Here is a 15,620-nt window from a genome sequence, read left to right as displayed (position 1 = left end):
ACCGCTATCCCCAACAAAATGAAACACTTCTTTAAATCCCTCCATGATAGAGGACTCCCTTTATATCGCCACTTCTATATCATCGTTTTAATTATAATTAAAAGCTAACCTTTTCTATACAATATATCCTTTTATTTTTCATATATGTTTAAGGAATGCATTTACATGAAACAGCTATTCCTAACGTATCATATTAGGAATAGCCTCAATAACAAATATCTTATCTAACTTAAAAATTAAATTTAACATTTTCAATTTCTGTATTCTCGATTACTAACCCTTCAATCTTAATATTTTCTAATTTTATTTCCTTATTTGAGCTAATCGTGTCTAAGATACCTAAAAAATTCTCCGCTAATTTTTTAATGGTTTCCATTCTATACAAACTACTTGCATATTCAAATTCAAAAAATAACTCTTTTTTTCCTTTTTCTACAAATAGGGTTAAATCAAATTTCGAAATTTTATTTCTGTATTTAACAGGCGTCATTTTCAAATTCCCCATTATATTTTCATTGATTTGAGATTCTTGAAAAGCTAACATTGTAGAAAATATAGGGTTTCTCCCTAAGTCTCTCTTAATTTTCAACTTATCAATAATCATATCAAACTGATAATCTTGATTATCATACGCTTTAATTAACTGTTCTTTAATCTCTGACAAAAACTCCGTAAAGTTTTTTTTCTCAATGGGAAAACTTCTAATTGCAATAGTATTTGCAAACATACCAATGATATTTTTCAAATCAGAATGTGTCCGCCCTAAAATAGGCATTCCTACAATTATATCGTGCTGCGAGGAACATTTTGATAACAAAATACTATAAGCTGCAGACAAAATCATGTACAATGTCGTATCTGTTTCTAAACATAAATTGTCTAAACGTTGCTTTAATTCATTTCCTCCTTCAAAAATAAAACTATTTCCTTCAAAGCTTTGTATAATTGGTCTAGGAAAATCCGTAGGCATATCTAATACTGGAAGATCCCCTGAAAGTACATCTAACCAATATTTTTCTTGTATACTTGCAGCACTAGTCTTTAAAAACTCATTCTGCCAATAAACGAATTCTTTATATTGAATAGGGTTTTCCTGTAACAGTTTTCCTTGATATAATTCTGATAACTCCTGCAGTAAAATATTGACTGAATATCCATCTGAAATCAAATGGTGCATATCTGTTAAGAGCACATGTTTATGACTACTTAAGCGAATGATCTTAACTCTTACTAAAGGAGCTTTACTTAAGTCAAAAGGTTCAATAAATTCATCAATTATTTTTTCCAGTTCGACATTCAGCTTACTTGATGGATTAGAACATAAATGTTCACCTAAAACAGAATAACTAATTTCTATATCTACTTCTCCCTGAATTCGTTGTTTGGGCACACCATCTACTACTTCAATAGATGTTTGAAATGCCTCATGTCTCTTTACAATCTCACAAAAAGCTTTTTCCAATTTATCCAGATTGATTTCACCTTCAAGTAAAGTTGCTCTTGGCATATTGTAACTAGTTCCAATCCCTTCCATCTGTTGTAGTGTATATATCCTTTTCTGAGCGGAAGAAAGGTCGTAATATTCACACTTTTCTATAGGTTGTAATGACACATACTTACTTTCATAGCTTTTCTTTATATGCTTACTTATACCTCTTACTGTTGGTGCTTTAAACGCTTCTCTTAACGATATATCTACACTAAACTTTTTATGAATTTCTGCCATTAAAAGCATTAACGACAATGAGTTTCCACCCATTTCAAAAAACGAGTCATTCATACTAATTTGCTTAACATTAAGAGTTTCTCCCCACATTTGTGCAACAGTTTTTTCAATTGGATCCTCAGGCAGTTCATAATTAGTTTTTATCAATAATTCATCCTTAATTTCTGGGAGCGCTTTAACATTTAGCTTACCATTTGGAGTCAAAGGAATTCTATCTAACTTAATAAAGATAGAGGGTATCATGTAGTAAGGAATCTTACTTGAAAGGTATTCCCTTATTCCCGACCCATTCTCGTTCTCTTTCAACACAATATAAGCACATAGTATATTATTATTTTCTTTATCTTTTTTTGGAACAACAATTGCATCAAGTACCATATCATGTTGCAACAGTACTGAATTTATTTCTTCTAACTCAACTCTATATCCTCGAATTTTTAATTGATTATCCATTCTTCCGAGAAATTCTACTTCTTGATGGCATGTGAGCCTCCCTATGTCTCCCGTTCTATAGAGTTTGATTTTCTCTTGTCCTAAAGGTGAAACCGTAATAAACTTTTCGCTATTCAAATCAATTTGATTCAAATAACCTTCTGCCACTCCTACTCCACCAATACAAATTTCACCAGCCACTCCAATCGGAACAAGTTTTTGATCCCTATCCAAAATGAATATTTTCGCGTTATCTACTGGTTTTCCAATAATCGTTCTCTTGGATACAAGGTCAAAATCAGTAGCATTAAATTTGTGAAATAGAGCGCCAATAGTGGTTTCTGTAGGTCCATAGTGATTCATAATTGCAGTTTGCGGATACACCCTATTAAACTTACTAATATCAGCTGACTTCACTTCTTCACCACCCAATACGATTAACCTTAGTGCCATGCAATTCTCATAATCTTCAATCGCGCGATGGTTAACTAAATAATTGAATAGTGAAGGAGTCAATTTTATATAACTTATCTTTTTCTCTTTCAAATATGTTATAAGGGTTTCTGGGAGCATATAATGTTCTTTTGGAACCAAATGTAACTCACATCCATTTAATAAAGCTGTATACAAACTTGTATATCCTAAATCAAATGCAAAGGAAGATAACAATAGTGTTTTATCACTATACGTTATACTTGCTTCTCGTGTGAACCATGAAATATAATTTACCAAGCTTTGATTCTTAATTGGTACCCCTTTTGGGAGCCCAGTAGTACCAGATGTATAAATAATATATATTGGATTATCAACTGTACTTCTTTCTTCTATGTTTGAAGGACATTCAAACAATAAGCTCTTATCTTCCAATTCCATAACCTCACAAGTAAAATTATTAGAAGTTAATAAGTGAGACTGGGTCAAAAGAAGAATTGTATCACTGTCTTCAATCATGCTATTTATTCGTTCTAATGGAAACTCCGGATCAAGTGGTAGATAAATTGCCCCACTTTTAATAATACTCCATAGTCCAATGATCATTTCAATAGAAGGCTCAGCTAATAAAGCGATTACTGTATCACTTCCTGCCCCCTTCTTAATCAAGTGTTTAGCTAATTGATTTGCTTTATCATTTAATTCCTTATAAGTTATTGTCCTCTGTCCAAACACTACAGCAGTACGATTCGGATGTTTTTCCACCAGTTCTTCAAATATACGTTTAATCGTTTTTTCTTCTGGATACAAAGTATCAGTATTATTAAAATCACATATTCTATTTTTTTCTTTCATGGTTACTATATCAATTTCCTCAATTGGAATAGTAATGTCCTCTATGATAGTATCAATAATTTTAACGAAATGTTCCGCCATTCGTTCCATGGTCTCTTTACGGAACAAACCTGTACTATATTCAAATATAAAACGAAGTTGTCCATCCTGCTCAGTTACTTTCAGCTCTAAATCAAATTTAGATGTACGATTCGTATACTCGTACGGTTTAATTTCAAAATCACCTATTTCCGCCCTTACTGCATCAACATTTTCAAAAGCAAACATCACATCAAACAGAGGATGACGATTCACATTTTTTCGCAATTGTAGCTTATCAACAAGCATCTCAAATGAATATTCCTGATGTTCCAAAGCTTGAAGTGTGTGGCTTGCAACTTCTTTCAAAAAATCCTCAAACCGTTTCTCTGAAGTAGGATAATTTCTGAGCGCAAGTGTATTAACAAACATACCTACTACATTTTCTAATTCAGAATTCAGTCTTCCTGCTACTGGGCTTCCGATTATAATGTCTTCTTGTCCGCTATATTTAAACAATAATATATTGAATGTCGAAAGTAATAATGAGTACAGAGTAGCTCCTTTTCGGCTTGAGATTTCATTTAATTTAGATGTATAATTTTCATCCAAATTAAATTGAACTACATCACCTTCAAACATTGGCTCATCTAATCTTGGATAATCAGTTGGTAAATTGAGTAATGGTATTTCTTTTGAAAATATTTCAAGCCAGTAAAGTTCTTTTAGTTTCCAGTTCCCGGATTCTATCATTTTGTTTTGCCAGTTTGAAAAATCTTTGTATTGAATTCTTACATCTGGCAAATTATATTTTTGATAAAGAGATGCAAACTCTCTAATTAAAATTCCCATTGATAAACCATCGGATATAATATGGTGCATATCATAAACAAGCAAATATTTCGATAATGATTGCACCTCCACAATTGCCGCTCTGAACAAAGGCCCTTTCTCTAAATCAAATGGTTTAATAAATGTTTCAACAACACTCTCAAAATTTTGTTCATCTGCATACAAGTGTTGCATATTCCATTCAGGATTCTGATGGATTTTTTGAACTATTTTCCCTTTTACTTGTTTAAATGTTGTTCGCAAGCTTTCATGACGATTAATTAAAGCTTGCAATGCCTTTTCTATCTGTACTATATTAACTTTCCCTTCAAGAAATACTGCTCCGGTAATATTATAGTTGGTAGATGCACCATTCAATTGACTAACAATATACATACTTTTTTGTGCTGGAGAGACTTCATAATACTCCTGTGGTGCTACTAGACGAATCGCTTCATATGTTTCTTTTTTTCCCATCATTTCTTCAATGATTACAGCCAATTCCTTAATAGTAGGAGATGCAAATATATTTCCAAGTGGAAGTTCAACTTCAAATTCCCTATGAATTTCAGAAACAAGTGTTATTGCTTTTAATGATTGCCCCCCAATTTCAAAGAAATGATGGTTAATGCCTACACCATCAGTTCCCAGTATCTTTTCCCAAATGCTTACAAGTTTTTGTTGTATCGTATTATAAGGTTTTTGATACTCTTCATCAAACTCTACTTTAATCTCCATATTTTCTAGGGACTTCCGATCAATTTTCCCATTCGGACTGAGTGGGAGGCTTCCTAGTTGAATAAAATAAGAAGGAATCATATATTCAGGAAGTTTCTTCCGCAAAAAATCCCTTATACTGCATTGATTATTTGTATCATGTGAGGGGGAGTCATAGAATGCAACAAGATACTTATCATTTGCTACTCCATTCTTCACGACAACTATAGAGTTTTTTATACTATCACATTTGTTTAAAACAACTTCAATCTCTCCTATATCAATTCGATGCCCTCGTATTTTTGTTTGGTCATCCTTCCGTCCCAGAACCTCAATGTTACCATCGCAAAGTAATTTCCCCATATCTCCTGTTTTATAAAGCATTTTTCCATAATTATGATAATATGGATCTCGAATAAACTTATCCTTCGTCAACTTAGAATTGTTAATATAACCTCTAGCTAAAGGTATGCCACCTATGAATATTTCCCCCTTCACTCCAATTGGCAAAGGATGCATATTCTCATCAAGGATATAAATGCGCCTGTTAGCAAGTGGTTTTCCCACGGGAATAAATTTTAAATCAGCGCTTTTAGTTCCTTTTCCAGACACTTCATATAAAGTACTTGTCATCGCCGTTTCAGCAGGTCCATATGCATTTAATAAAATAATATCTTCTAAAGGTAACTGTTCCCACATCCCTACTTTTTCCGCTGGCATTTGTTCCCCACCAACTATAACGAGTCTGAGCTTACTATCTGGAATTATTTCTGGTCTTGTATACCATTCTTGTACAATTTCGCCCCAATAATTTGTAGGTAGATTAACAACTGAGAGTCCAAGTTCAACACATTTCTGAGAAAACTGATACGGAGTCCATATATTCTTATCACGCAAAACAAGAGAACTTCCTGCAGCTAGTGTTGTAAAAATCTGTTCAAGTGAAATATCAAAACTTATCGAAGAAAACTGAAGAACACGATCCTCTGGTGTCAGCTCATAACGTTTGCGAATATCAATGGAGTGGCTTACAACTGCTTCATGAGACATCATTACACCTTTTGGTCGACCAGAAGAACCCGAAGTATAGATGATATACGCCAAATTCTGGGGTTCAATTCTAACACTCGGTTGTTTTTTTGGTTCTTCGAGCACTGAATCCCATTCTATATCAAGACAAACGGTATGCCCCTGATAATCTCTAATCTTCGGTTGTAAATTATTTTGGGTGAGTAATATAGGTACTTGGGCATCTTTCAACATCAAATTTATTCTTTCTCCAGGATAATCCATATCAATAGGTAGAAAAGCTCCACCAGCTTTTAAAACAGCTAAAATTCCTACAATCATTTTAGGTGAACGTTCAACATACACTCCCACAGGTATTTCAGGCCCGACCCCTAACTTAATGAGCTTATGTGCTAACTGGTTTGAAAGTATATCTAATTCTGTGTAAGATAAACTTTCATTCCCCTGTATAACAGCAGGTTTGTTTAAATTTAATTTTACTTGATCAGTAAATAAATCCTGAAAACATTGATTCTTAGGATAATCCAACCAAGTAGAATTATTATCACTTAAAATATGTGTAAGTTCTTTTTCAGAAATCATTGAGATATCCTCTAACTTATCATCTTCGCTAACAAGCATTTCCCACAAAATATTGATTAAATGCGAAAGTATCTGATTTGCTTCCGTTTCATTTAAAAAGGAACTATTGAATAGTAGCTTCAATTGAAGCTTTGGTTGTAGATTACAATAAACAACCAAAGGGTAATCCATTTGTTCATCTATACGTACTGATTTCACTTGTAATGAACCAATTCCATCTTTCAATTTCACATCGAATGGATAGTTTTCAACAATTACAATACTCTCATACAAATCATATAAGGCAGAGCTTCTTGGCATATCAATCCAACTTCTTATATCAACGAGTGAGGTATATTCATATTGACGCATTTCAGCCTGCTTCAGTTGTACATCTTTAAGCCACTTAATCAAATTTACATTTTTATTTATCTTTACCCTAAAAGGAAGAGTATTCATAAAGCAACCAATTATTGAATCCGAACCTTCTAACTCAGCTGGACGCCCTGATGAAGTTACCCCAAAAATAATATCTGTTTCTTGGGAATAGCGATTTAAAAGAATTGCCCAAGCCCCCTGAATCATAGTATTTAGTGTAATCCGATTCTTTCTAGTAAAGTCTTGAATTATCTGCTGTTTATCTTCAGACACTTCGTATACTACATCTCCAAAAGCGGATAACTGATTTGAATTTTTTGCAGGAAAAATATTATTGAATCGTATAGGTGTTTTAAATCCATCTAACGCGGTTTTCCAAAATTGTTCCGCTTTCTTCTTGTCTTGCCTACGTAACCAGTCGATATAATCTTTAAATGAATATACGTGTCCAAATGTTATCTTTTCACCAACACATAAGGCTTCATAACACTGACCCAGTTCTTTAAAGAGGATGCTATTACACCAACCATCTAACTGAAGGTGATGATGCGTCCATACTACATCATAGGCATACTCGTCTTGCTTAATGACCAAAATTCTCATAAGTGGTGGTTTTGAAAGATCGAATCCTTTTTTACGATCTTCCTCAATAAGTTGTTCTAAATTTTGCAATCCTTCAGATTTTGAAAAATTTGTCCAATCTAAAACTTGGAAAGGAATTTTTATATTTTTATGAACAATCTGTACAGGTTCTTCTAGTCCTTCCCAATGATATGATGTTCTTAAACTTTCATGTCTATCTAAAAGTTTTTGCCAAACCTTTTCAAATATCTCCATATCTAGTTTTGATTTTATTGAAAATATTGTTTGCTCCACAGTTACTGACGATTTCGGTGAGTAGATATGATGAAAAACCATACTTTGTTGTACAGGTGAAAGCATGTATATATCTTCTATATTTTTATATACCTCAAGCCATTCATCAATTTTCTTTTGATCTATGGAGGCAAGAGGGAAATCTGAAGGCGTCAAATATGTACCTTCTTTTGTTTGACAGTGGTCAATTATATCCTTCAAATTGTTGACAAAGTCCTTTGCCAAGCCTTGAATTGTTTCAACCAAATGACTATTCGCACTGTATTTCCATTCTACACATAATTTTTTATCAACGATCATACATTCAATTTCAAGCAAGTGACTTCTAATTCCATTCAAATCACGGGTTGGTCCTGTATTCACATCCGATATATTAAATAACTGCTGTTTTTTAGTTGCTTGTTCGAACTTTCCTAAATAATTAAAGCTTATTTGTGCCCTTTTCCTAGACGAAATTTGCTCTCGCATCTCTTTCTCTGCTAAGTAATATAAAATTTCATAACCAATTCCACCATTTGGTATAGCACGATACCGCTCTTTTACTTCCTTCAATATTTCTGCTATACCTTTCTCTTTTTCAATGTCGCCTATAACAATAGGATAGACACAAGTAAACCATCCTATAGTTCTTGAAGTATCGTACTCTTTTAACAAAGGACTCCTACCATGGCCCTCCAAATCAACTAGTGTTTCACCACTCCAATTTGCTAATGTACTAGAAAGTGCGGAAAGCAGAATATCATCAATTCTCATTTTAAATAATTGATACATGTCATGCAGTAAATACTTTGTTTCTTTCTCCGTCAACATAAAAGAAAGTGTACGAGCAGATTTTTCATCATTTCTCCCCCCTCCCATGTCAATAGGTATAGTATTTATAGAAGAAGGGACATTCTTCTTCCAAAAAGCAAGTTCATCTTTTAGCTGATTAGAAGAAGCATATTCATAGAGATGCTCAGACCATTTTTTAAAAGAGAGACCTTTCACGGGAAGTTGAACAGAGCCACTATTTGTAAGCTGTTCATATATCATCTGTAGATTGTCCAGCATAAGTCGCCATGAATATCCGTCTATTACAAGATGATGTACTGTTATAAACAACCTTCCTTTTTCCTGATCCCCAGAATCAAAATATGCAACTTTAATTAATGGTCCATCTGTGATGTTTAATTCATACTGCAATTTTGATAAAATTTCATGCATATGACTATTATTAAAATCATGTAATTCAAATAATACATTCTCATCAGACTCTGAATAAACTTGAATCCATTCTCCAGCTCTTTGATAATAACGGAGCCTAAAACTATCATGATAATTTGTAAGTATACGAAAACTTTCATGCAACAAATCCGGATCTATACCTGCTTGTGTTTCCAATAGCACAGATTGATTCCAATGATGATAATTTTCCAAATCTTGCTCAAAAAACCACTTTTGAATCGGTGTAAGAAGCACTTCACCAGTCTCAGGTTCTTCTATTTGATCTTCACTATAGCTTTCTTTAATATCTGCAATACAATCCGCCAGTTCTGCTATCGTTTGGTTCTCAAACATCTGACTCACGGTAATCTCTATACCCTTTTGAAGCGCTTTACCTACTATTTGAATACTTAGAATCGAGTCTCCTCCCAACTCGAAGAAGTTATCATGTATACCAATTTCCCTCTGATGTAGACCCAATACTGCAGACCATACCTCTACTAGTTCTTCTTGAACTTTATTTTTTGGAGCAACGTAACCTTTATAGGTATGAATTTGAGGAACTGGTAAGTTCCTTCGATCAAGCTTTCCTATCGAAGTTAAGGGCAGACTCTCTAGCTGAATATAGTATGACGGAAGCATATAATCTGGTAACTCTTTGGCTAAAGATTCCTTAAGTTCCTCCATGTTAATCTGAACATGGGAAACGATATATGCACAGATAACTTTTTTCCCATTATTAATTTCCCAATCAATTACAGCAGCATCTTCAATGTAGTTCCTTTTTAATATTAAATTATGAATTTCTGAAAGTTCAATCCGATACCCCCTGATTTTTACCTGATGATCCTCTCGTCCAAGAAACTCAATTTCTCCGTTTGGAAGCCATCTTCCTAAGTCCCCTGTTTTATACATACGATCATTTGGATTAAAGGGATCATTCATAAACTTATCATTTGTAAATCCTGGAAGATTCAAATAACCTCTTCCTACACCGTCTCCAGCAATATACAACTCACCCGGAACACCTATTGGGCTAATATTTTTATCTTTATCCAATATATAACATCTAACATTTGAAATCGGTCGCCCTAAAGAGACGGTATTTTCCGAACATTCAATACTTAAAGCGTCCACTGTTGTTTCTGCTGGACCATAATTATTATATAATTTATATCCTCTATCAATCAGTGCATCTTTTAATGATTCTTCTAGTCTTTCTCCACCTGAAATAACTGTGTGTAAACTCTGTAATTTGCGATCATGACATAATAATTCTTTTAATACAGTCGGTATGAAATTAATAATATGAATTTCATGTTGATCAACATAATCACAAAAGTGCTTCCTATTTAAAATCAAATTCTTTTCGGCTATATGTAATGTCGCTCCATAAAGTAATGTACCGAAAAAATCCTCAATACTCGGATCAAACACATAATTTGTTAGTTGTAATAGATTCGTTTTTTCCGTTATATTAAATGTTTTTCCAAACCACTGAACAAGATTAACAACATTTCGATTTTCTAACATTACACCTTTAGGTTTTCCTGTAGTACCTGAAGTATACAAAACCGTAAATAAATCATTCGGACTAAGGTTTACTTTTGGTAGAAGAATCTCACCTGAAAAATCCCCACTATTATCCAATGCAAAAACACAATCATTGCTGAATTTTTCAATCACATATTCGTTTTTATTAATTAAATCCTTACTGGTCAATATGAACTTTGTTTGACTATCCTGTATCATATACATTTTCCTTGATTCTGGATATTCTGGATCAATTGGCAAGTATGCAGCTCCGACTTTTAAAATAGCAATTATCCCTATTAGCATTTCAATTGATGGATCCGTCATGATTCCAATAATCTCACCCTTTTTCACTCCTTTTCTAAGCAGTTCATTTGATAAGTTATTGGACATGTCATTTAATTCTTCATAAGTCATAGTCTTATTTTTATATACAATCGCAACATTATCCGGGGTTTTCATCGCTTGTTGCTCAAACAACTGACTAATCGTCAACTGATTTGAATATGTTTTACGAGTATTATTAAATTCTAAAAGGATTTGTTTTTTCTCTTCAATAGATACGATATCAATCTCTTCTATTTTTTTCTGAGGGTTTTTTATGACTGCTTCTGCAATTATAGTAAAATGTTGAGCTAAACGCTCAATTTTAGATGATTCATATAATTGTTCGTTGTAACTGAAACATATCTCAATATCTTTGTGCAAACTTATACTAATAGATAAGCCATAATTAGTCATTTCAAAGGTGGAATATGAATTCAAAGCGATTCTATTTTTGTTTTTCAGTATCGTCTGATCTAAAGGATAGTTTTCAAAAACAACAATAGTATCAAAAAGATCGTTTTCTATTTCCAATTCACTATATTTTTTTATATCTACCAAAGATGATGTTCCATACAATTCCCAATCCTGCAATGTCTTATTTAATTTTTTGATAAGTTCTATAGATGTTTCGCCAGAACTCTTTTTGACTCTTAATGGAACTGTATTTATAAACAGGCCTACCATTTCTTCAATTCCATTAAATGTTCCTGCTCTACCGGAAATAGTTGAGCCAAAAATAATGTCATCACAATTATGATTCTTTTGTAGCACAATTCCCCATAAACTATAAACAAGGGCGGCAAGAGTAACTTCATTTTCCTTCGCAAATCCTTCCAACTTATCCCTTGAAATTTGAATACGATACTGATGATCTTTTCGAATTGATTTATGTTTCTTTTTTGTTACTTCCAATCTATTTTGCGAGTTAAATCCTTTTAAATACTCTTGCCAAAATACTTTCTGCCTTTCTTTATCCTGTTTTTGAATATATTTAATAAAATCTTTATATTTTTTTTTAGTAGGCAGATTGTAAGTTTCTGATTCACTAAGGCATCGGTATGCATTTAGGAATTCTTTTAAAATAATTCCATTACTCCAACCATCATATATAATATGATGATTACTTATAATCATTTCATGTCTTTCTTCTGCTAATATGCACAAAGTAACCCTGAATGGTATTTCTCGAAGATCGAACTTTTTTTCACGATCTTTAACTTTTATCTCTTCTAGTAAAATATTTTTTTCACTTTCACTCTTGTGTGTAAGATCAATTATTTTAATATGAGGGGTATATTCTTTCAACACTATTTGAACAGGGGTTTTCACTTTTTCCCAACGAAATAGTGTACGTAACTGCTCATTTGTTTGGACAACCGCCTCCCAAGCTTTCGTAAACAATCCTGCATCAACTCTACCTGAAATCCCCAAACATATCTGTTCAAAATACTCATCACTTTCAGGATTTTTTAAGTAGTGAAATAACAACCCTTCCTGTATTGGCGCTAAACCAAGAATATCTTCCACATTTTGTTTATCCAATTTTATCATCATTGAGCTCCTCCTTGAGACAATCAAATGAATCTAAATAATTATGCTTCTGCATATTTTCTATAATTTCCCCTCTTTCCATCTTGATAACTTTATCCGCGATATGAAAGTACCTATCATCATGAGTAATAGCAATGATAGCTTTTCCTTTTCCCTTTAATTCAGCCAATAGTTCTGTATAGAAAAAATGTCTAAATTCAGGGTCTTGATCTGCGGCCCATTCATCAAATAGATAAATAGATTTATCCTCTAAATAGCTAATTAATAGCGCGAGTCTTTTGCGTTGTCCTGTTGAAAGTTTAGTTGTACTAAATTCTCCATTTTGAATTTGTACTTTTTCATCGATACGTAATATTTTCAAATATTTTTTTATTTCTTCTTCTTTTGAACCATAGTCAATACCATAGACTTTTGTAAACAAATAAAAATCACTAAATATTGCGGAATATAGCTCTCTTAACTGTTCCTGATTTATTTCTTGATTGTTAACAAATATGTTTCCGCTATTTGCAGAATACAAACCTGTAATTAGTTTAGCAAGAGTTGATTTACCACTACCATTGCCACCAGTTATAAATACAACCTCTCCTGATTTAAGTTCAAAATTAATTGGCCCTACTTGAAAAGCTTCTCCATGTTCACTTTCGTATTGATATACTACCTCTTTAATCTCCATGTTTATTTTACTTTGAGGCATCAAAATACTGTTTACGTCTGTCTTATTAGTTTCGGTTTTTAAATACCTTGAAAAATCGTTTATTCTCTTCCAACTAATTTTCATTTGAATCGCATTAGGGATAGTATTGAGTATACTATGTAGCGGCCCTGTCATATAAAGAAAAACAAAAACATAGCTTCTTAAAAAATCACTCTGTACCCCTTTAAATAAAAGCGGAAATAAAAATGTAACAGCCCCAATTACCATAACAAACAGCAATTCACCAATAATAAAGACATTAGCAAACTTAAGACCACCTTGAATCCGCTTATCCTTATAATCCCCACAGCTCTCTTGCATCCCTTGTCCAAACTCTTCTCGTTTTGACTTTCCTATGCTTAACTCTTTATAACCGCCAATGAGATCGTTTATATATCTAAAAAAAGTGTTTTGGATGTCTCTTGTTTGTTCCCAAAGATTATTAGCTGATTTTCCAGCTACATAATACATACCTGCTGCAACCAAAATAACTGCAATAGAAACAAGCAGCCCATAAACATTAATTACTCCCAAATAAACCAAACAACATAAAAGTGTAATTGAATCAGTCAAACCAGTAATTATAGTGGCAGCATAATTACTGATAGCTTCTGTATCATTATTTAAGGTGGTTTGAATTCTTTCTGACTCTATTTTTTCAATTTTTTCATAAGGATTTTTTAATATATCGTTAATTAACTGGATCCTTTTTTCATAAATTAGATTATTTGTAATGGTAATCAACTGCGTCCGTACCAATTTTTGCGCTAATACATAAGTAATAATTCCTAGCAAAAAATATAAAAATAGACTATTGTTGCTTGAATAATTACTTCTAGTTAAAGCTTCATTAATAATAAAAATAATCATCGCATTTCCAAAACCACTTGTTACACTCAACACAAAAATCGGAAAAAAATTTTTCTTATCATGCAAAGGAAAAATAATTATTAAAGATAAATATAGGCAGAACAGTACAATACCAATTAAGGTAGCCCATACCGCAAAACTCATACTGATAGGTAACCAAACATTAACAAAATCCCAAGAAAGTCTCCCGAAAAATACAAATGGAATTTTATAAAGCGCATACCCAGCTAAGAACGCAAACAGAAACGTTATAAAGGGGATACAAATACTTTTAAATTTATTTTTTTCCAATTTCCTTTTTTTCTTATACACCTGAATCATAACTATGAAAATGAAGTATAGAGTAATAATTGAAAAAGGAACCATAAACAAAAGTACAGTAACAGAAAAAGCATCGATACTCTTATACATATCTTTACCGTTTGTCACCACACTCTCCCCCACAAGTGTGTCCATAATACCCTGGCCAATATTTTGAGTGTAATCGGAGTTCATGTTAGCCATCACCGCAACTCCCAACTTCTCTTGAGGATGAAATACAACGAAAGAGGAGAAATTCGGATTACTTCCTGCATGTGATATTTCACCAGGACCATTTTGAAAAACTTGCCATCCTCCGGCATAAGAAGAGCCATCCTCAGATGGTGGAACTGATCTGTTTGGTATATGTGTACTATAAATTGCCTTTTGCTGATCATCACTTAGTCCATATATCCCAAGCTGCATACGAAGCCACTTTTCCATGTCTTCAGTATTTGAGATAAAATAACCTGCGGGTGTATTCCCTCGATAAATAGGTGCATTAAACTCTATAGGCTTTAAAAAACCTATTTTATACCCCTTTGACATATCATATTTAGCGACATCTTTTCTAAACAAAAAAGTATTACTCATATTAAATTGGTTTAATATATTATTCTGAACGTATTGTTCAAAAGATTGATTGGTAACTTTTTGTATAACTAATCCTAGAATATCGTAGTTAATACTAGCATAATTGAATTGCTCTCCTGGATATGTCTCCAATTTTTGATTTAATATTTCTCTAACTGTATTTTCCAACGCATCATTGTCATTTGAGATAGGTATGTCCCCAATCGTATGAAAAGGGATCCCACTCGTATGATATAAAAGCTGTTCAAGAGTTATTTCAACATTTTTATTAAGTTGTTGTCCTTTATAATTACCTTCATATGTCATTTGAAACCAATGCAAATATTCGCTAACGGGGTCCTTTAAATCAATTAACCCCTTTTGAACAAGTTGATATATTGCGAGAGCTGTAAACGCCTTACTATTCGAACCGATTTCAAATAATGTTTTTTCCGTTACACGTCGCTTTTTCTCAAGATTTGAATAGCCAAAACTTTTTTTATATACAGCTTGATCACCTTTGACTACTATCACTGACATTCCAGGAATTTTGGCTTCTTGCATTTGTTTTTTTATAAGCGAGTCTAGTTGTTCTTTATCGTTTTCCGTAAACATTCTATTATTCTCTGCATTTGCTATTTGAATCCCAAATAGCATCTGTACATTTAATAATATTACAAGGGTAATCAAAACAAATTTTACTCTCATCAT

At 32.8% G+C, this 15,620-nt stretch carries 2 protein-coding genes; both read right to left on the bottom strand.

Annotated elements, in window-relative coordinates:
• Window positions 1–229: 229 nt before the first annotated feature.
• Window positions 230–12,469: an amino acid adenylation domain-containing protein gene (locus AC3EMB_RS09725; protein WP_488517776.1), complete on the bottom strand. Its 12,240-nt coding sequence runs from the start codon at window positions 12,467–12,469 to the stop codon at window positions 230–232.
• Entirely contained in the window at window positions 12,453–15,620 is a 3,168-nt protein-coding gene (locus tag AC3EMB_RS09720; protein WP_088025304.1) for a cyclic peptide export ABC transporter, read from the bottom strand. The genes AC3EMB_RS09725 and AC3EMB_RS09720 overlap by 17 nt, the downstream gene beginning before the upstream one ends.

The organism is Bacillus sp. LQ16 (genome assembly GCF_057784645.1).
This window is presented reverse-complemented; position numbering and strand designations above follow the sequence as displayed.

Excerpts from the sequence above, each read along its gene's own strand:
- AC3EMB_RS09725 (WP_488517776.1), bottom strand. The coding sequence starts at position 12,469 with ATGATAAAATTGGATAAACAAAATGTGGAAGATATTCTTGGTTTAGCG.
- AC3EMB_RS09720 (WP_088025304.1), bottom strand. The coding sequence starts at position 15,620 with ATGATGAGAGTAAAATTTGTTTTGATTACCCTTGTAATATTATTAAAT.